Origin of the sequence: Lysinibacillus irui (genome assembly GCF_028877475.1) — a bacterium.
GTDB lineage: Bacteria > Bacillota > Bacilli > Bacillales_A > Planococcaceae > Lysinibacillus > Lysinibacillus irui.
Map to the genome: position 1 here is coordinate 2,362,483 of NZ_CP113527.1, position 18,200 is coordinate 2,380,682.

The following is an 18,200-nucleotide window of genomic DNA, read 5'->3' on the forward strand; positions in this document are numbered from 1 at the left end:
CCTTTCTACAGGATACGCTCGAAATAGTTATCTACATCCTTTTTATGTTGTACCACTAACAGCTTATCCAATACATCCCCCTGTTGTTTGAAAAATTTAGGTTTACCCTTTAGCTCAAAACGTTTATTCCAACGAAACATTTTGAAGAAAATCGAAAAAGTTGGTTGGTAATGGGCTTTTTCAATACCGATTTTTTGTTTCACAAACCTTTTAATAATGCGAAAAATACGGATTTTATAGGGAGTATCAAGAAAGATGATGCAGTCTGCTTGCTGAAAGCTCTGGATTACCCACTCCTCTTGATGAATTCCTTCAATAATCCAAGAGTCTGTCTGGACAATACTTTGTAAATACGCCATTCTTTCTTGTTCCGTTCTCATACTATCCCCTGATTCTTTTCTAATCCAAACAACATTATCCAACTCATAATAGGGGATGTGATAGGTTTTAGCTAATTCCTTTGCTAATGTTGTTTTCCCACTGCCAACGGACCCAATGATATGTATTTTTTGCGGAATTGCCATTATCCCCGAACGCCCCTTTACCCTATGTATCTTTGTAGAAATATTCCCTTTATTATACAATGATTCTAGCAAAGGAAAATAGGAGGATAAAAATGTTCTACCATGAATTCGAGCACAATTTACAAAAATATAATGACCCAACCGAATATGATAATCTCTATGCTAATTATCAAGACGATCTTCATTATATTCAGGACTATATAGGTACGAAAAAAGAGCCCATTATCGAATTAGCATGCGGGACAGGACGTATAGCTATTCCATTAGCTGCACGGGGTATTCCTGTCTTTGGGGTAGATCTACATGAAGGAATGATCCAGCATGCGATCGAAAAAGCCAGTAAACGAGGTGTGCAAATCCAATTTAGCTTACAAGATTGTACACAACTACAATTACCTATAACGACTAATTTTATTTATATGACAGGCAATTCATTTCAGCACTTTTTAACAAATGAAAGTCAAAATGCTTTATTGCAATCTGTGAAGAAGCATTTACAACCAGGGGGTGAATTTCTTTTTGATACGAGAAATGCCATTTTAAATGAGTTATCCGCCATTGATGAATACAAAGAACAAACAATCACTAGCAACGGTGAAAATAGAAAGACGTTCCATCGTGAAGAATATAATCCTGTCACGCAAATATTAACGTGCCGTGCTGTTCATCAACAAGGGCAACAAACTTTCGAAGATGCCATATTACTGCGCTACACATATCCTATGGAAATGACTAGACTATTACAGCAAAACGGTTTTGAGTTGAAACATCTTTACGGTTCCTGGCAAAGAAGTGAATTTCATGCACTAAGTCCTTCCATGGTTGTCCATGCTCGTTTATTATAAAGTCTTTGATTTTTGCAAAAACCATGAAAAAAAGAGGCTACCTTAAGCCTCTTCCCTTACCTGATAATGCAATTGCACCATTTGACCATATCGTTTAGTTTCGAGTAGTTTTAACTCTTCAAAAGGACGTGGATATTTAAACAGTGGGATACCCGATCCCAGCAAATGTGGTGTAATCGTAACAATCCATTCATCAATTAACTGTTCCTGTAAAAAGGCATCTAGTATAGAGGCTCCACCAACCATCCAGATTTTTGCGCCTTGTTGTGCTTTTAACTGTTTAGTAAAAGTTACAACATCCTCATGGACAAATTCAACGTGCTCATTTTTCTCCGTTTGAGTTGTAGTAAACACATAGCATTTCTTGTCTGTATATGGAAAAGGCTCGATATGCTCTACGATGTAATCATATGTTCGTTTGCCCATAATGACGGTATCAATGGTTTGATACATATCCGAATAGCCGTTATCTCCTTCTCCCTCTGTTTCTTCTAGCCACTGTAAATCATCATTTTCCTTAGCTATAAAGCCATCTAAACTCGCTGCGATAAATACCACTATTTCTCGTGACATCATGTCAACTCCTCTTCTTTTTGATAATCACTTGTACAACGTCTATACTAACTATAAAACATGACAACTACTGGCATGATTAAATCAAAAGGTGAAAAAATATGTCCAAAGCTAAACGTTTAATTGATATTTTGCTATATATCAGTGCTAAAAAGAAATTTACGGCGCAGGAAATTGCAGATGATTTTAATATTTCTGTGCGAACCGTGCATCGTTATCTGTTAGATTTAAGTGATATGGGCCTGCCTATTTACGCGGAACAAGGGAGAAACGGTGGCTACACAGTACTTTCGAGCACGCTTCTTCCTCCTATTCTATTTACAGAGGAAGAAGCGGTAGCCATATTTTTCGCTTTTCAATCTCTTCATTATTACCGGGATCTACCTTTTAATACGGAAATGAAATCTGTATCTCAAAAGCTGTATGACTCCTTGCAGCAAGAAGCGAAAAAAAAGGTAGATACGCTTCAATCCTATATTGCCTTTTGGAACCCTAAGCGAACAATCGCAACACCACTATTAACAGACGTGTTAGAAGCAATAATCAACCAGGAACAATTACATATCCAATATGAATCAAAATCTGGAATCACGACAAAGCATGTCCAGCCTATTGGTGTGTATGCTCATGATGGCTTATGGTATATGCCTGCCCTTCATGCACCATTTGAAAAAATTCTCTTATTTCGAGTAGACCGTATTCATTCCATAGAAGTCAGCGATAAGAACCCTGATTCTACCATTAATTTGCAGCAATGGCTAGAGAGTGACTATGAGCCTCAACAGCCTATTCGTTTATATGTGGAATTAACTAGAGAGGGTGTGCGCCAATGTTTAAGTGAGCCGAACCTTGAAAAGGCAGTTGTTCGTTCAAGTGATGGGACGGGGTTTATTGAGATGATGATCGATAAAGGAGAGCTTCATTTTATTAGCTCCCTTTTCTTCCGTCTTGGCCAGCACGCCATTGTAAAAGAACCACAAGAACTAATCCAACTTATACGAAAACAGGCGCATGACCTATTAGCGATTTATCCAGAACAACGCGACATCTAAATTTCAAGTGACAATTTTGTCAGATTCACGTAACGTTCATCGTTATTACTTTTTAGTGACCTTCCTTATAATTGATCATGAAGGAGGAGATGACTGTTGCAACCAACCGACAACAACACACGTATTGATACGTTAGATTATTTAAGAGGGTTCGCCTTACTCGGTATTATTTTAGTGAATATCCCCTCATTAATGTGGATTGAACCACCTACACTAGCAAGCGATATTGCCTATAATCGCTTTTTAACACTTTTTATAGAAGGTAAATTTTTCATTATTTTTTCCTTTTTATTTGGAGTAGGATTCTACCTTTTTATTTCACGTGCTATGGCTAGAAACGAGAAAGCTTATGCCTTATTTAGCCGCAGACTTTTCATTTTATTACTTATGGGGCTTGTCCATTTCTATTTTCAACCTGGTGAAGCACTAACCATTTATGCCATTTTTGGTTTTATAGCCCTACCTTTTTATAAAATGCGTAAAGAAATCAATGTAATTATCGGTTTATTGCTATTGGCCCTTACAGCTTATTTTGGCATAAAAATTGCGATGCCATTTCCACTTATTCTACTAGGTCTAGCAGCTGGTCAATATCGTTTATTTGAAAATATTTCGATTCATCGTAATAAATTGATGCTTGCAACTATTGTAATGTTCTGTATCAGTATTGCTAGTTGGTTTTATCAATGGCAGTATGTGCCTGAAGCCAACGTCAACTTCGACCAATTGTCCAAGGATCAATTAGAAGAACATATCATAAATGTAGAGCAATTTACATTAATAGGTCTACAGATTAGTCCAATAGTGTCAGCATTTTATATGGGAGCAATCATCCTATTACTACAGAGCCCTCTATTCCAGCGCCTATTATCACCGTTAAAAGCCTATGGTCGGATGGCTTTAACTAATTATTTAGGGCAAACAGCACTTATTCTGGTCATTGGGCATGCATTCGATCTAATTGGTCAGCTTCGTTTCATCGAATCATTATGGATTTGTCTAGGGATTTATGTTTTCCAATTGCTCTTTAGTAAAGGATGGTTACACTTTTTCCGCTTCGGGCCAATGGAATGGCTCTGGCGAATGGGTACCTATTGGACAGTCCCTCCTCTACGACAAAGAAAAAACATCGATTAATTTTTTAGTCAATGATAAATACCTATCAGCATGGCGTTAAACGTCATATATTGGTAATGTACCCTACTCGCTTTCCATCTTTGCTCATATCTTCAGCAAGAAACACATCCCCATATTATTTGGTCACTTATCGCAACATAAGTGACCTTTTTTATTATATGCAGCAAGCATTATGCTTCACCTGCCACATACCCATTGCATACTATGCAAATAAAACCCTTTTTTGTAGGGAGGATTGTATGAAAAATAACAAGGGCTATCGAAATAGTGAGGCAAGTGATTCTGTGAGTCAGGCAGCTAAGCTGGCCGTGATTGCAGGAGCTATTACAACACTTGGTGATGCACTAGCAACCATTGCAGCTGGCCTTGCTTTAGAGGATGAATTGAAAGAAAATGAGAGTAATCGTGATGACATTGACAAACTACAAAAGCAAATTGACGAATTAAATTATGAAATGAAGCAATTAAAAAGAATGTTGCGTTAATATTAAAACTCATACCAAAAATCGACAATACCCAATTGGATATTGTCGATTTTTCATGTTATTTAGCTGCCCAAATTTCAATTTCTATTTTAATGGCCGGTAATCCTAGTGCCGATACGTAGGCTATAGTCATAGAGGGATAGGAATCATTAAACATCGCTTCCCATTGTTGATAGAAATAATCCCAATCTATCTCCTCTGTCGCCCAAATATTTACTTTCACTACATGCGTGGCATCCATTCCCTCCGCTGTTAAAATCATTTCAATATTTTTTAGCGTATTGGCAATTTGCTCATGCAATGTCTGTGGCAATTGATCGTCTTGTCCAACCCCTATCTGACCAGAAAATGCATACATCGTTGCATCTTTAGGAATAATGGTTACATGACTATACTTTCCAACAGGACTTGGCACTTGCATAGGATTTTTACGAGTTAGTTTTGATTTCATAGTTAGATCTCCTTTAGGTTATTATTTTTCTAAAAAAGGGCAGACTTCACCCTTGTTGATCAATTTTAGAAAAAAACAGCAGTAGAGAATCCAATACCCATGCGTAAAAAACGAATTGATCTTTTTTTCATGTGAATTCTCCTCCTTTTACCTAAAGTTATTTTCAACTTACCATTTCTATCCTTAATATTCAATAAAATTGCGCAAATATTTATAAGATATTTTTCATTATTTCTCAGGCAATTAACTATTTAACCATAACGAATACATCATATATATAATAGTGTAAAGCTAAATTAGCCTTACACCTCCGAAATTGTTACTAGGGTTACTCCATCCCAAGTGACCCTGTAAGCTAAAAAAACTAGGTACCTCTTATAGGAGGTACCTAGTTTTTTGTTAATATGCGTGTTCATTTATAGAATAACATAGTATTCTGAACATTTTCTGAACAATCTAACGTTTATAGAAAAAGATCAACTATACTTCAATCTTTCAAAATAAAATTGAATTAACGGATTCTAGCCTTACGGAAGCCATCGAATATACTGATTGCCGCATATACAACAAATATAATGATTACCCCGCCAACTATCCATATTTCAAATTGCTTCGTTGATGTGGTAAATAAATGACTCATGTACGAGATAAATTCTTCGTTCATTAAATTCGGATTGCTTAATAAAACAATGAAAACAACGGTTGCGAAAAGCTCAACAATAGTATTAAAGATGGCCATTTTTTTCGTCCATTGTCCTTTTAGCAATTTGTAGAGAGCTAACCCAATTTCAAGAGCAATGACAACGATAACAATTGGCCAATAATGAAGTAAAATATCCTGATTAAAAGCTGGAATTACGAATTTAAGTCCATTTCCCCCACCTTCATATACACCTAGAAGATGGTTTGCATAAAAATAAAGGGTTGCCCAAAACGCTGTCCACATTAAATAACCAAACACTTCAAGCTTTGTAATGGCTTTTTTCTTAGGAATATACGTGATGTTATTCAAATCATCAGGGGTCCATTTTTTTAAACTCGCTGACAATGGTTGCGGATCTTTTCCTTTATCTGTTCGTTCGATAATGGCAAAAACGACTGTTAGCCAAAAAAAGACGTGGATTCCTACTTCGATGATACTCCAAATTCCTTCACCAATACTAGTGAGGACAACATTAATGATCGCTTCTCCTTCATCAAAACCAATAAAGTATTCAGCAAACATCGAAATAACCGCAATCACAGCAGCAATTGGTAAAATCATTTTTAATAATGATAGATATACATCAAAATAGCGTGGGCCAATTAAATGCATTGGCTGATCTCGATAACCACTTGCTAATGCTGCTGGATTTCCTAACTTTTCAAGAACCCCCTTTACATCATCCTTGCTGTAATCATCAGGCAACATATCCCCAATAGTTGACCGTAACTCTAGTGCGATGTCCTCCCGATTTTTTTCGGGCAACCTCCGAGTGACCTCTTGAATATAAATATCAATCAGATTCATCGTTATCATCATCCCCTTTTAATAACTCATATAGTTCTTTTGAATTGTTAATCCATTCTCGTTTTAATTGCAAAAAAATGTCTAAACCATATTCACTTAATACATAGTACTTACGCGGTCTACTTTCAGATGTATCCCAATTACTCGTTACTAACTCCTGTTTTTCTAAACGGCGAAGCAATGGATATAAGGTGCTTTGATCGATGGTAATGCCCGAATTCTCCAATAATTGAACAAGTGAATATCCATATTGTGGTGTTCGTAATTGACTTAATACCGCTAATGTCAGCGTCCCCCTCCTAAGTTCTGTCGTTAATGAATTCAATAAAGTGCTCATTCACCCACCTCAATTTTATATACTGTACGACATACACTGTATGACTTATAGTATGCATCTTACACTATTATGGTTACAATAACAATCGAAATTAGATACTATTAAAAAAATAATTTAAAAATTAAAAAACCAGGCTCCAAATTTAATTGAGTACCTGGACTGCTAAATAAATATTGCTTGTCATTAATCACACTACGGTCAAGTGCTAATCCATAATTTAAGTACCTTGGTCTTTTCACAGGGGATATTGAGCGTTCCCGAAAATTTAAACTACTTATATGGATACACACTTTCATACTTCATTAAGTATCATTAATACTGCAAGAGACATTGCTTTCCAAACGCCTAGCTTATGAAAAATTGAATCTAGTTAATTTCGCTTTTTTCAGAGACTAAAGAAAAAAGGGGTTTTATAAATTGCGAATTTACTTACCTTACTTCATATTACTAGTGCTAATTCTTACAACAATGGTAGTTACTTGGGGAAAAGCCAATAAGACGATTATGTATAGCATTACGCTTATAAGTGTTGCTGGTTTAACATTATTAAAATCAATTGAAAAAAGAGAAAAGTAGACATTTAATTTGATATTTAGGGGATCATTTTCACATTGATGAATGTATGCTAGGTAAGGTAAATTGCGATAGATCCTTTACTTCCCTCATAGCTATTTGTTATTAATAAAATAAGAAAACTCGTATTTTGATCAATCTTTCATCAAAATACGAGTTTTTTATTATCTTTGTTATCTAAACCTTGTCTTGTCCGATTCAATGTACATTTAATGTGACAACTGTACTTGTATAACGGGGTTGCCAACACGTGTAAATCTTTAAATAGAAGATTCTTTTGCTACTTCTTTGCTTGATTTTCTGTATTTTGCTTTACCGATTCTTAACAATCTATCTTTATCTAGAATTGTTGGTAAACTTATACCGATAACAATAGTGATGATACCTACTATTTGCAAAGTTGTAACCGTTTCGCTTAATAAGATAACGGATACCATGACCGCGATTGGCAATTCAACAGCACTCAATATTGATGACATACCTAATCCTACTTTAGGCACTGCAATTGTGAACAGGAAAACCGGTATAATCATGCCGAATAACCCTAATGCCAATCCATAAATCCACAGTCCCTCGTTAAACAAAGTACCATTCCAAATAATTTCTGGAGACTGGAAAACGGCAGTAATCATGAATGCAAAGAATGAAACAAATACTAAGCGGTTAGAGGTTGTCATACTTTCAGTTGCTTTCCCGTTAACATACAAAAATAAGGAATAACAAAGTGCTGCTGCTAACCCCCATAACCACCCCTGGAAAGGTATTTGGGATAAATCAACATCAATTATACCAGCAGCTGGTATTGTTCCTACTACCAATATGATTAAAGATACGAATTCAATTCTACTTGGAAGTTGTCGTTTTGTTATACTAGAAATCAACATACCAATCCATGTAAATTGAAATAGTAAAACTACTGCCAATGATGCTGGCAAAAAGTTCAAAGAATGACCATATAAAATATTCGTTAGCCCTGTTAAAATCCCTGCATATATAAGGGTTTTAACACCTTTAAAGCTCAATTTTGATCTGTTTGTAACTAAGAAGATACATACTGCTATACAAAAGCCAATAAAAAACTGACTTGTTACTGCCTCAGAGACAGTAAAACCACTACGCATTGCCAGCTTTATAATCGTTGAAACGATACCAAAACTGCTTGCTGCAATCACTACTAATAGGGGATAAATATACATCTTCATCACTCACTTCCCTCCTATAATTTTTATATAAAATGAATTTTGTTTATGATTTTGAGATTTAGAAAAAAAATCATAATCTCCAATATAAATCACGAATTGTTATTTTACAATCTTTTTTTTCATTTAAATTGTCACAAAAATACTAATCCTTCTCATTTATCGTGGAGTATGCAGAGCCTAGCTAAAAAATTTCGTTGAACTAAAAAATTAGTCTTTTTTACCATAGATAAGAATTCAGCAGTTTAGTTCCCTGCACTCTTCTTAGCGCTTGGAAAATAAAGACAAAAATAAAAAGCCACTCAAAATGAATGACTTGTATACATTATATAAAGTTGGCTTTAACGATAAGTTGGAGCATATAAATAGGTTAGGAGAAACTTGTTATCCAGTAGGAAGTGGTGCTGTAAACTTGCATTAAAATCAACATAATAAGTCCATCGATTTCTGCTTTCGTGTTTGAAATAACCCTGTTTTCATCCCAATAATCAGAACTATTTGGATATTCATGGCTAAGACTATCCTCTTCTAACAAATGGAACTTCATTTTACCACCTCTTACCTTCAACCTTTCCATGCCCTCTTAATTTTCTAAATATGAAATAGGATAAGGAGAGTAAACTGCTGTATCTCCATCTTCATCACGTTTTAAAATTATGATAAAATCTGCACCATTACTATTATCCCCTCTAGGAATTGGTGTAATCATGGCAGGACATCTTAACTCATCACTATATCCTTTCAATTCCTCCCTAAAGTTATTTAAAGCAAACGTCACACGTTGATCTATAAGGGCAAACAATTTGTCCACTCCACCTGTTTTCATATCAAAATATTCAGGGTTGCTCTCTCTTTTCTCAATTATTTTCTCCTTGTATTCTGAAACTGTAAAAAAACAAAATTCCCAGTCAAGAGGAAAAAGCCCTGCACCTAACCAATAAATATTCATTTTTATCCCCCCTCATCAATAGTTTAAGTACCTTCAAAATCTTCAAAATTAATTTTAACATAAATATCCAACAATAAATTCACCTGTAACAACTATTGATTCCACTTATATCTCGTTAACTTAACTTCTTCCAAAGGTACACCACTTACTTTTTAGATTATTATTGTGGAATCTGAAACAAAATGTAGCGACCCTACTTGCAAATATTGCTATATTTGACCAGAAACACCTTAAACTCGCAAATAACGAAATTAAGTTCCCATGAAAGAACTTATCCATCTTTCATTTTCTGTGGTGACGTGCTAATTTTGCCCTTCGTGAATGGTTAACGGGTGCTTTAATAAAACAAGGAATTATAAAGTATACATAAATAAGCTTAATAACGTTTCCAAATGCAAGTTTGTAAACACACTTAAAAGCCACAAAATAAAGTTTATATTCCATTAAAGGGCGTATTTCAGAGTATGAAATGTGCCCTTTCGTTGTAAATCGGGCATAATCAAATGAGAGGTGTTTTATGCATGTTTTCTAACGAACAATTACAAGGCTTAATTGTAGGAAAGATCGTCGGGAACAAGTTCCCCTATAATACAAATAATGAACTAGAAATTGAAGCCCATATCCGACGGTTATTTCATCGAATAAACCGTATTCCTAATTTAGTATGTGAAGCAGAGTGGAGTCATTTTGGCAGTGGATACGCCTCCTTTGTTGAATTTTTTTGTTATCGAAAAGAGGATTTTATAGTCGTTGAAGAGAAGTACGGTCATCGAGAGATAAAGAAAGATGGGATTATTATTGATATTTGTCGTTTAGCACCTGTAGCAATCATGGGCGAAGATTACAGATATAAAACAATTCGTATCGAAACGAATGAAGTAGTTGGTGGGGCATATGGTTCTTTGCTTGCTAGTCCAAATTTATTAGATTTGAGCGAGAAATTCCAAACAATTGCAGAAAAATTGAAACAAGCCTTAAAAGAGTTTGATTATGAACTATTAGAAGCTGAAAAAATGAATCAACCTTTGTCTTTTCAAACAAAAATACCGACAATTTATCGTGAACCTAGAGAGTATTTAGTCATGGATGCTATTTTTTATTGGGAGGATTAGTTTAATGTATCATTAAGTCCAAAACGAGTAAGTCGGATGTATAAAAGTTGAGTAATAGGCTTTATTGAACTATTATGCGTTTAAAAAGTAAACAACTTGATTATCTTTACACTTATTCAACAATCGGGCCAGATTGTTGAATAATATTATTCTATGCAATGGTACAAAACTCTACGGATATGTTATATATATTTTAAACTCAATTAATGTTATAATTTACCAATAATATTAATTGAGGAGCGATTACCTTTTGAAAAAGCGTTTTTTACATAGAAATGATTGGACTAGAATTATACAACGCGACTATTCTATAGAGCAGAGAAATGACAAAGATTTTAATGGATTTATTGCTCTTATAAAAATGAATGAAGTAAAAGAGCCGTTAATAACTGAATATTTAATTAAAAAGGTTTGTATTGTTGATAACAATTACTTATGGTTACAACAACTACCACTCAATGAAAATTTCGCTATTACATCAATGTTTAATGAAAATAGAGAAATTATTCAGTGGTACATAGATATCACATATGGAAATGGCGTTGAGAATGGAGAACCCTATATGATGGACTTATTTTTAGATATTGTTGTATTACCAACTGGAGAAATCATTGAAAAAGATAAAGATGAATTAGAAGAGGCTCTACACAATAATTGGATTACAAAATCACAATACGATTTTGCCTATCGAGTTTTTAATCAAGTGTTGAAACAAATACACGAAGATACTTTTAAATACTATGATTTAAGTTTTAAGCATCGAGACTATTTACTAGGTAAGATTCGTGAATAAATCATGCTTTAATATGTCATTACCAAATGAAAGTTTGAGTTTTACTTTAGGGGTAGTTAAAAAAGGATGTTCAACAATCGGGTTTGCATTTCTTTATTAAGGAATGCGTCTTTCTTCATCAAAAGGCCAGATTGTGGAAGAACATTTTCAATAAAATTCGATATTACTGTTGAAATATAGAGTAAGATGGGGAAGTTTCTCACTTAAACTAACGGAGCAGGATAGTTAAAGAACATTTAGGGTACGTTACTTCTAAAAAGGAGTAATTTAAATGAAAAATCCATTCTTAATTAGTTCGTTTGTGATTATATTTTTGTTCAGTTTTTCTATATTATTAGGAAGTCCTGTTCATTCTCAAACTAATCCTTCAGATAATAATGAATATTTATATCCTGCAAATAAGGAAAAAGTTGTTAATGAAACTGTAGATGAATTTTACCAGGCATTAAGGAACCTAAAGTATCCTATACATCAGGAGGTTTATCAAAGATATAAGCAGAAGCCAAAGCAACAACAATGGCATTTGGATACTGTTCTTTTTAAAGAAATGCCTGATGCATCTGTAAATGTTAGAAAAAAATTATTGTTCAATGAGGTAGAAAGATTAAATTATATAACTTTTGATGGAAATATTCTTAGTACCTACCCTTATATAGATATTAACTATCATCAGACCGTTAGTCCTGATAGACAAGTTTATTTTTTTTATTCCTTTAAAGACACAGAAAAAGAATTTAGAGGTAATTATGCAATTTATGATGTTGAAACAAAAGAAATGGTAGCAGGCGGAAGTACTTATATGCCAAAGCTCAATCTTACAAGGAACACTTATGATTAAGAAAGATAAATTTAGGTAAAATAGCAACATGATTGTGTTCGTTGTTGAACTAGCTTAATATTGAAATTTATTCCTATGATAGTGTATACACTGGATCTGATAGTGTATACACTGGATCGCTTGTCCCACCACTTGCCTTTTGTAGAGTTGCCTCAATCCCATACATAGCGGTTTTCGCCCCAATGTAACTATTGTTATTTTCCTTCACTACTTGTTACCTTGCTTCCTCGATTGTTTTTTACCATCCACCGATAATTCTCAATCCACTGTAACAAATTCTCTTACGTAACTGTTATTTGCCCTTTTAACATAGGATTGCCCTCCTAAGTTATGTTATAATGCTAATGACTAAGCCATTATTCAAAGGGCATAAACCAATTCGAGCTGTAGCGTGTGCAAACGCTGCAGCTTTTTCTATGTTATAATTTACACAAATTACATATTGAGGTGATATTATGGAAAGTGATAAATTGGTTTGTAAGGCTTGTGGTAGTGATTCCTTTACAACCGGTCAAGTTGGTGGTAGTAGTAGCCAGGGTAATATAAGACCAATCGGATCAGTAATGACTTTTGGTTCATCACTTCTTATGACTTTTTGTAAAAACTGTGGAGAGGTTGCTTCAATCAAAGTTGATAACCCAAAAAAATTTAAATAAAATATCTGTTTAGGGTCACTCCAAACTAGTGACCCTTTATAATTTCTTTACTCATATTGTGCAGTAAACTACTGTTGAATTATCTCAAGTATTTTTTACCTTCTCTTTTAACTACATACTTTTAAATGGATGGTTAATAATAAATTTATACAATATTTAAAAGAGGTGTATTATTTTATAAATGAAAAAGGCTTATCTGCTTTTATAATATTAATTACTCTTGCTTTATTTTTCCTACCAAGTACAGGATTAGGGTTTTATGGACCTACTCATGATTCTAACGACCTTAGATTACAGGATATGCTCATGCTCATTCTTACTCCTTATATTGAAAAGGATTTGAGAAGCTATTATTATCCGAAGATTTTAAAGGATTTGTTTCACCCTTTGTTACTCCTTGGAAAATTGAATTAATTGAAACAAAAAGAAATCATTTCCGAGGCTTTGATCTGCAAATTACATTTGAAATTGAGCCTACAGATGGCGGACATAATATTTCATTAGGAAAAGATAGAATGACCTATGAAATAACTGTTGGTCCTGAGGTTAAATTGATAAATCACACTCACCTTAAGACTTATAAATATCCACCAGAATAATTCATTAAAATTTTTAACCTTTTATAGAATTTTGTATTTTTCATTGTTGAACAAATACTGAAAGGAATTTTTTCTATGAGAAAAATAATAATCATTTCGTTATTTTTAATAAGTTCCCTAGGGATAAATTCTACTTTTGCTAGATCAGATATACAGTATTTCCCTAAAAACCAACCCCCAAGTGTGATTGAGTTAGCCTTTCTACGTGAATTAGGTTTACCAATTCTTGAAACAATGTCTTCATATGGTGATAATCAATTATTCGATTATGCAAGAATTGAAAAAATTGAACAAAATAGACAAAACGACTACTATGATGTTAGTTTAAGGGTTATTTCCTTTGAAGGTGCCCACGATCAACCATTTAAACTAATTAACATCACTTTTCGTATACCGCCTGGTGAATCTGCAGAAAAATATAAAGTGTTTTCAAATAAGGCAGTCATTTCATATAAAGTTAAAAATATTTCTCCTGAAGAAGTTGAGAAGTTATCTAAATTCACTAAGTAGCTCAAAATTTTTTTTGCACATTTTCTTTCAACTAACCACTTTCCTCTTCCCTAACAACCCACCAGCCCTTGGCCCAATCCTTCCAGCCCATTTCAAGGTCCATAGCAATCAAAGCCACACTCACTTTACTTGCGTTAAGTTTCTGAGCAATCTCGTTAATTGGATATCCTTGATTCCACATAGCTATGAAGGTTCCAATCTGATTTATTGTGAAATCAACTTTAACTGATTCATGAACCTCGACAGTGAATAAGATGTATCAACTCTACTTCTTTCCTTGCCATTCAATATCACCTACCCATTAATTGCTTCTCTTTCAGGTCCTGCTTTCCTAGCCTTTTTAAGTTCATCATGTGTTATCCCCCAACCACCATCAATCATTGAATACGTCAGAAGCTTTAATTAGTGAGGAAAACGGTATTCGAACAACTTCTTCCTCAATTCGAATTGCTGTGTAACCATTCCCTTTATGTCACCCACTTCTGTATGACCATCAACATAATGAACTGTGAAATCAGCGTTATAACCAAATATCGCGATATTTCTTTCCGTTCTTTTCGAACTTCGGCAGTAACACAAACCTTGGCTGTAATTCAAAGGATGTCACAATACCTTGTGCTTGTAAGTGCTTCAAGTGAACATAATATTTTGCTTCTATCGCTGAATCGAATATAACTCCGTCGTGTATAACTTTCTTGTTCCCGTATTTTGCTTTACTCATGTTATTTTGCTTACACTAGCAACTACAGGGATGCGTAAAGGTGAATTGGCTGGCCTTACGTGGAAAGATATAGATTTTATGCAAAACATCATATCTATAACAAAAACACGTGATGAATATGGGGTCAGATCAATGATTATGTAATTATTACTGCCAATTTAGAACCAATTAGCAGTAATTATATATCTAAAATGTTTAACGCTTTAAAAAAGAAGCATAATTTTGAGCGTTTCTCGTCCCATATACTTCGCCATACATTTGTAAGTATTATTATTGCAGAGGGAACCGCTGTAACTACAGTTGCAAAAATCATTGGGGATACTCCTGAAATGGTGATGAGGGTATATGCTCATTCCCTCGCTGATGAGGAATTAAAGGCAACTCAAGTACTTTCATCTTTGATTAAAATCAAATAAATCATTTAAACATCAAATTTGGTGTACAAAGTGGGGTACAATCATAAGTTATACCCCACAACCATTGATATATTAGGATTTGTAAGCTTATCTGAAAATACTGTGCTCATAAAGATAATCATAAGAAAGGTCAACAAACAAATATTCATGTTCGTTGATGGCGATTGAAAATGTTCTCGTAATTTCTCCTGTTTCAATATCACGATATAATTCTGAGATCTCTCCACTTTGATCATTGCGCATTTTAATGATCGTTTGTAGGAAGTACGGTCGCCAACTCCAATTTTTATTAATTGCTCGTGGCTGCAATTCCCAATTGCCGTCAATTCTCATAACGTTAGGCGTTAACTGGAATCCATCTTCATTACAAATATATAGCCTAAAGGAGTAGTTATCCAGGAGTTCAGCTAAATACTCTAAATGCGAGACATTGTCACTCGTTGGTTTGACACGGTGAACAATCGCCTCTAGTTCATCCCTTAATTTTTTTAGCTGCAAAAATTGCGCCTCTAGCATTTTCTTTTCGGACGTAATAAATTGCTGGCATTCTTTTTTAAAGCGTTCCTTTAACATGTCTTTATCGACAAAGGTCATTGAAGGATTTGCTAAATATGGCCCTTGATAGTAGCGACCTCCATTTTTCCAAGCAAATTGTAGCTGATACACTGTTTCAATATCTTCAAATAAAAGATTGGCCCCTATTTTATAAGCAAGGCTGCCAATGGCAGAAATCATGTCCGATTGTGCTGACCAGGAATCATAATTTAAATCACGTGTATTGACCTTTAAAATATGTGGCGCCAATAACGCAATGTGCTCTAAATGACTTTCCGCTCCTACTTCTTGCACAGCAATTTTCACGCCGAACGTCGTAAAATAACGAAGGGCATGGTGTAATTTGTTTATATCCCCCATAAAACGATGCTCTGATACAACAATAACGATTCGATGTAAATCTTCTTCTCCTATATATTGCTGGATTATATTAAAATGACTTTCACCAAAATCTTGCATCAATAAATTAGGATTACTTGGAATGTAAATATCAATATCTGATGCAATTTCATCAATTTTGGCTAAGGCTGCATGTAAAATTTTATGCTCCATATCAATTCGATATTCTTCTGGAATATCTTCATTATTAACGAAGTCCATTAAATTAATTTGTTGCCCTTCAATTTGTAGATGTCCGGAAATTTCGTAGGCAATCACCGTATGCGCATCTGCGCTAAATATCGGCTGATAATACCCATGTATTTGATCTAAATTTGTTAACACTTCAATTGCGTCCATCATCGAAACCTCCATTATGAATAACTTTTTATAGTTATTCAAAAATAACATTACACATACCATTAATATCTAAAAAAATGCTCTCTGTCTGTATAATAAGTGGTTTAAAGTAAATTCGCAACTTCACCTATCATAATTTTTGGCCAATCTAACCTAAATTTTTTAGATTGGCTTAGTTGTAGCCATTGTTCGATTTTCACCATTTCTTATGACTTTTAGACATAGGAGGCTGTATTTTTACTCTATCATTTCTATGCTCTCACACAAACCTACATGTCATTGTTTCAAGGCTGCTCTCTCACTATAATTTATGCGACATACTAATAAAACGGCCATGACAATGCAGGGGAATAGCCCGTTCATTCCACATAATTCAGTCATACACCTAGTATTTTAAGTCAATTTTATGTTGATTTTGCGGCTGAGTCCCTATCGTATTTAATGGTTTTTGGCAAATGTCATCAATTTTGCAAAGATGGATCGATGAAAAAAGCAGCATTCCAAAAAGGAGTGCTGCTAGTCATTATTCCGACATAAAGAAATACCAAATCATTGCTATCACCATTAATGATATGATAACAGCTATCGTTACACGAAGTGGTGAAATAGGGGCATCTCCACCTACTCGCCCAGTTTGTCCATTGACCATAAAACGATAAACCTTTTCCTTATAACGAAAAGAAGACAGCCAAATCGGTAACATTAGATATTTGTATGTAATATCATCATGGTTGGTGGAAAAACGCAGATTTGATACAACATCCGCATTATTTTCCCAACGAATTTTGGAGGAAATTTGCGCGTGAAGATGATCATGAATTTCACTTTTAGCTTGATTCCACCCATCCTGCAAGCCAACACTATAACGCTCTGACAAAAATCCAGCTACATATTCTGGTTTATAAGCCTTATTATTTAAAAGATTAAATGGTTCAATTTTTCGCATCATATCACGATCGTAACGTGTTGTTGCACTTACTAAGTGGTCGTCGATAAATTCCTGATAAAAGCCACTAGTCGAATACCAATCTGTTTCAGTATGAGTTTTCCCATCTTTATCAGTAACTGTTCGATGTCGTCCATATCTTGCAGAATATCTAGAGCTTGTTTTGGAGTCGAATGTCCAATAAGGAAGATAAACCCCTTTAAAGGCATCAGGCTTTGCGCTAATTTTAGCAGCTTTCGGTGTAAACCATCTGCCTTTGATCCATTTTTGAAAATGTTCCCCTGCTTGCTTATCCGTTACTTCAAAAGCACATACACCATTTGGTGCTAACGTATTATCAGCAGTAGCCTCCATAACCTGATTGGAACCACAGTAAGGGCAACTGTCAGCTACCTGCAAGGCATCGTAAATCGTTTCGGCTGCACACGCTTTACAAATGACTGTTTTTTTCTCCACGCCCCAATTAAAATTCCCACGTTCCTCTGCTTTTAAGAAGTCCATTTCCTGGGCAACTTTTTCCTCTTCTTGCTCCGGCGTAGCAATTTCCGTTTCAAAGCCACAATAAGGACAAGTTAGCTTTCCTGTTGCAGGATTAAACTCGATCGATGCACTACAGGACGGACATTCAGCATCAAAGTCAAGCTTCACTTGTTTGGCATTTTCAACCTCTTGCATTGACAT

The 18,200-nt window shown here is 34.7% G+C and carries 24 protein-coding genes and 1 pseudogene; 13 read left to right on the forward strand and 12 right to left on the reverse strand.

What is annotated here, in order from left to right:
• Positions 1-5: 5 nt before the first annotated feature.
• Positions 6-524: an AAA family ATPase gene (locus OU989_RS11860; RefSeq protein WP_274793253.1), complete on the reverse strand. Its 519-nt coding sequence runs from the start codon at positions 522-524 to the stop codon at positions 6-8.
• A gap of 92 nt (positions 525-616) precedes the next feature.
• On the opposite strand from OU989_RS11860, the gene OU989_RS11865 reads away from it, so the two are divergent.
• Positions 617-1,369, forward strand: coding sequence for a class I SAM-dependent methyltransferase (locus OU989_RS11865; protein WP_274793254.1), 753 nt, complete (start codon positions 617-619; stop codon positions 1,367-1,369).
• 42 nt (positions 1,370-1,411) lie between these two features.
• Here the strand turns inward: OU989_RS11865 and OU989_RS11870 are convergent, their stop codons facing one another.
• Positions 1,412-1,942 carry a dihydrofolate reductase family protein gene (locus OU989_RS11870; RefSeq protein ID WP_274797332.1) on the reverse strand — a complete coding sequence of 177 codons (531 nt, stop codon included), beginning with the start codon at positions 1,940-1,942 and terminating at the stop codon, positions 1,412-1,414.
• A gap of 101 nt (positions 1,943-2,043) precedes the next feature.
• On the opposite strand from OU989_RS11870, the gene OU989_RS11875 reads away from it, so the two are divergent.
• From OU989_RS11875 to OU989_RS11885, 3 genes are all read left to right on the forward strand, one after another.
• Complete coding sequence (locus OU989_RS11875) at positions 2,044-2,994, forward strand: helix-turn-helix transcriptional regulator (RefSeq protein ID WP_274793255.1); 951 nt, start codon at positions 2,044-2,046, stop codon at positions 2,992-2,994.
• A 96-nt stretch (positions 2,995-3,090) separates the two neighbouring features.
• Positions 3,091-4,131: a DUF418 domain-containing protein gene (locus OU989_RS11880; RefSeq protein WP_274793256.1), complete on the forward strand. Its 1,041-nt coding sequence runs from the start codon at positions 3,091-3,093 to the stop codon at positions 4,129-4,131.
• Positions 4,132-4,370: 239 nt separating this feature from the next.
• Positions 4,371-4,616, forward strand: coding sequence for a hypothetical protein (locus OU989_RS11885; protein WP_274793257.1), 246 nt, complete (start codon positions 4,371-4,373; stop codon positions 4,614-4,616).
• A 58-nt stretch (positions 4,617-4,674) separates the two neighbouring features.
• On the opposite strand, the gene OU989_RS11890 is transcribed toward OU989_RS11885, so the two are convergent.
• From OU989_RS11890 to OU989_RS11900, 3 genes are all read right to left on the reverse strand, one after another.
• Positions 4,675-5,067: a RidA family protein gene (locus OU989_RS11890; protein WP_274793258.1), complete on the reverse strand. Its 393-nt coding sequence runs from the start codon at positions 5,065-5,067 to the stop codon at positions 4,675-4,677.
• Between the two features lie 511 nt (positions 5,068-5,578).
• A complete protein-coding gene (locus OU989_RS11895; RefSeq protein ID WP_274793259.1) occupies positions 5,579-6,577 on the reverse strand; it encodes a hypothetical protein in 999 nt (332 codons plus the stop codon).
• Positions 6,564-6,914, reverse strand: a complete 351-nt coding sequence (locus OU989_RS11900; protein WP_274793260.1) for a PadR family transcriptional regulator — start codon at positions 6,912-6,914, stop codon at positions 6,564-6,566. The genes OU989_RS11895 and OU989_RS11900 overlap by 14 nt, the downstream gene beginning before the upstream one ends.
• A 417-nt stretch (positions 6,915-7,331) precedes the next feature.
• Between OU989_RS11900 and OU989_RS11905 the strand changes: the two genes are divergently transcribed.
• Complete coding sequence (locus OU989_RS11905; protein WP_274793261.1) at positions 7,332-7,490, forward strand: hypothetical protein; 159 nt, start codon at positions 7,332-7,334, stop codon at positions 7,488-7,490.
• Between the two features lie 257 nt (positions 7,491-7,747).
• On the opposite strand, the gene OU989_RS11910 is transcribed toward OU989_RS11905, so the two are convergent.
• From OU989_RS11910 to OU989_RS11920, 3 genes are all read right to left on the reverse strand, one after another.
• Complete coding sequence (locus OU989_RS11910; protein ID WP_274797333.1) at positions 7,748-8,683, reverse strand: EamA family transporter; 936 nt, start codon at positions 8,681-8,683, stop codon at positions 7,748-7,750.
• 373 nt (positions 8,684-9,056) lie between these two features.
• A complete protein-coding gene (locus OU989_RS11915; protein WP_274793262.1) occupies positions 9,057-9,233 on the reverse strand; it encodes a hypothetical protein in 177 nt (58 codons plus the stop codon).
• Between the two features lie 36 nt (positions 9,234-9,269).
• Positions 9,270-9,635, reverse strand: a complete 366-nt coding sequence (locus tag OU989_RS11920) for a hypothetical protein (RefSeq protein ID WP_274793263.1) — start codon at positions 9,633-9,635, stop codon at positions 9,270-9,272.
• Positions 9,636-10,156: 521 nt separating this feature from the next.
• Here OU989_RS11920 and OU989_RS11925 point away from each other — a divergent pair.
• The 6 genes and pseudogenes from OU989_RS11925 to OU989_RS11950 all read left to right on the forward strand — a co-directional run bounded on the left by OU989_RS11925 (position 10,157) and on the right by OU989_RS11950 (position 14,143).
• Positions 10,157-10,747: a hypothetical protein gene (locus tag OU989_RS11925; protein ID WP_274793264.1), complete on the forward strand. Its 591-nt coding sequence runs from the start codon at positions 10,157-10,159 to the stop codon at positions 10,745-10,747.
• Between the two features lie 250 nt (positions 10,748-10,997).
• Positions 10,998-11,540, forward strand: coding sequence for a ribonuclease FAU-1 family protein (locus tag OU989_RS11930; RefSeq protein ID WP_274793265.1), 543 nt, complete (start codon positions 10,998-11,000; stop codon positions 11,538-11,540).
• A 271-nt stretch (positions 11,541-11,811) separates the two neighbouring features.
• Positions 11,812-12,378 carry a hypothetical protein gene (locus OU989_RS11935; RefSeq protein WP_274793266.1) on the forward strand — a complete coding sequence of 189 codons (567 nt, stop codon included), beginning with the start codon at positions 11,812-11,814 and terminating at the stop codon, positions 12,376-12,378.
• A gap of 455 nt (positions 12,379-12,833) precedes the next feature.
• Positions 12,834-13,034 carry a hypothetical protein gene (locus tag OU989_RS11940; RefSeq protein WP_274793268.1) on the forward strand — a complete coding sequence of 67 codons (201 nt, stop codon included), beginning with the start codon at positions 12,834-12,836 and terminating at the stop codon, positions 13,032-13,034.
• Positions 13,035-13,215: 181 nt separating this feature from the next.
• A pseudogene (locus OU989_RS23720) lies at positions 13,216-13,633 on the forward strand (DUF3888 domain-containing protein).
• A gap of 75 nt (positions 13,634-13,708) precedes the next feature.
• On the forward strand, positions 13,709-14,143 hold the full coding sequence (locus OU989_RS11950) for a hypothetical protein (RefSeq protein ID WP_274793269.1): 435 nt from the start codon (positions 13,709-13,711) through the stop codon (positions 14,141-14,143).
• 402 nt (positions 14,144-14,545) lie between these two features.
• Here the strand turns inward: OU989_RS11950 and OU989_RS23725 are convergent, their stop codons facing one another.
• Entirely contained in the window at positions 14,546-14,623 is a 78-nt protein-coding gene (locus OU989_RS23725; RefSeq protein WP_396631756.1) for a DUF1064 domain-containing protein, read from the reverse strand.
• Positions 14,624-14,663: 40 nt separating this feature from the next.
• Positions 14,664-14,864, reverse strand: coding sequence for a DUF1064 domain-containing protein (locus tag OU989_RS23645; protein ID WP_312506715.1), 201 nt, complete (start codon positions 14,862-14,864; stop codon positions 14,664-14,666).
• Here OU989_RS23645 and OU989_RS23730 point away from each other — a divergent pair.
• Both OU989_RS23730 and OU989_RS23735 read left to right on the forward strand, forming a co-directional pair.
• Positions 14,826-15,008: a tyrosine-type recombinase/integrase gene (locus OU989_RS23730; RefSeq protein ID WP_396631755.1), complete on the forward strand. Its 183-nt coding sequence runs from the start codon at positions 14,826-14,828 to the stop codon at positions 15,006-15,008. The two genes, OU989_RS23645 and OU989_RS23730, sit on opposite strands and share 39 nt — an antisense overlap.
• On the forward strand, positions 15,008-15,280 hold the full coding sequence (locus OU989_RS23735) for a tyrosine-type recombinase/integrase (protein ID WP_396631757.1): 273 nt from the start codon (positions 15,008-15,010) through the stop codon (positions 15,278-15,280). The genes OU989_RS23730 and OU989_RS23735 overlap by 1 nt, the downstream gene beginning before the upstream one ends.
• Positions 15,281-15,367: 87 nt before the next feature.
• Here OU989_RS23735 and OU989_RS11960 read toward each other — a convergent pair whose 3' ends face one another.
• Positions 15,368-16,573, reverse strand: a complete 1,206-nt coding sequence (locus OU989_RS11960; protein ID WP_312506716.1) for an EAL domain-containing protein — start codon at positions 16,571-16,573, stop codon at positions 15,368-15,370.
• 523 nt (positions 16,574-17,096) lie between these two features.
• Positions 17,097-18,200: a TFIIB-type zinc ribbon-containing protein gene (locus OU989_RS11965; RefSeq protein ID WP_274793271.1), complete on the reverse strand. Its 1,104-nt coding sequence runs from the start codon at positions 18,198-18,200 to the stop codon at positions 17,097-17,099.

Coding starts and splice junctions, on each gene's coding strand:
- OU989_RS11900 (WP_274793260.1), bottom strand. CDS start 6,914: ATGAGCACTTTATTGAATTCATTAACGACAGAACTTAGGAGGGGGACG.
- OU989_RS11875 (WP_274793255.1), top strand. CDS start 2,044: ATGTCCAAAGCTAAACGTTTAATTGATATTTTGCTATATATCAGTGCT.
- OU989_RS11940 (WP_274793268.1), top strand. CDS start 12,834: ATGGAAAGTGATAAATTGGTTTGTAAGGCTTGTGGTAGTGATTCCTTT.
- OU989_RS11910 (WP_274797333.1), bottom strand. CDS start 8,683: ATGTATATTTATCCCCTATTAGTAGTGATTGCAGCAAGCAGTTTTGGT.
- OU989_RS11885 (WP_274793257.1), top strand. CDS start 4,371: ATGAAAAATAACAAGGGCTATCGAAATAGTGAGGCAAGTGATTCTGTG.
- OU989_RS11870 (WP_274797332.1), bottom strand. CDS start 1,942: ATGTCACGAGAAATAGTGGTATTTATCGCAGCGAGTTTAGATGGCTTT.
- OU989_RS11965 (WP_274793271.1), bottom strand. CDS start 18,200: ATGTCAATGCAAGAGGTTGAAAATGCCAAACAAGTGAAGCTTGACTTT.
- OU989_RS11950 (WP_274793269.1), top strand. CDS start 13,709: ATGAGAAAAATAATAATCATTTCGTTATTTTTAATAAGTTCCCTAGGG.
- OU989_RS11925 (WP_274793264.1), top strand. CDS start 10,157: ATGTTTTCTAACGAACAATTACAAGGCTTAATTGTAGGAAAGATCGTC.
- OU989_RS11915 (WP_274793262.1), bottom strand. CDS start 9,233: ATGAAGTTCCATTTGTTAGAAGAGGATAGTCTTAGCCATGAATATCCA.
- OU989_RS11920 (WP_274793263.1), bottom strand. CDS start 9,635: ATGAATATTTATTGGTTAGGTGCAGGGCTTTTTCCTCTTGACTGGGAA.
- OU989_RS11895 (WP_274793259.1), bottom strand. CDS start 6,577: ATGAATCTGATTGATATTTATATTCAAGAGGTCACTCGGAGGTTGCCC.
- OU989_RS11960 (WP_312506716.1), bottom strand. CDS start 16,573: ATGGACGCAATTGAAGTGTTAACAAATTTAGATCAAATACATGGGTAT.
- OU989_RS11860 (WP_274793253.1), bottom strand. CDS start 524: ATGGCAATTCCGCAAAAAATACATATCATTGGGTCCGTTGGCAGTGGG.
- OU989_RS23645 (WP_312506715.1), bottom strand. CDS start 14,864: ATGAGTAAAGCAAAATACGGGAACAAGAAAGTTATACACGACGGAGTT.
- OU989_RS11890 (WP_274793258.1), bottom strand. CDS start 5,067: ATGAAATCAAAACTAACTCGTAAAAATCCTATGCAAGTGCCAAGTCCT.
- OU989_RS11865 (WP_274793254.1), top strand. CDS start 617: ATGTTCTACCATGAATTCGAGCACAATTTACAAAAATATAATGACCCA.
- OU989_RS11935 (WP_274793266.1), top strand. CDS start 11,812: ATGAAAAATCCATTCTTAATTAGTTCGTTTGTGATTATATTTTTGTTC.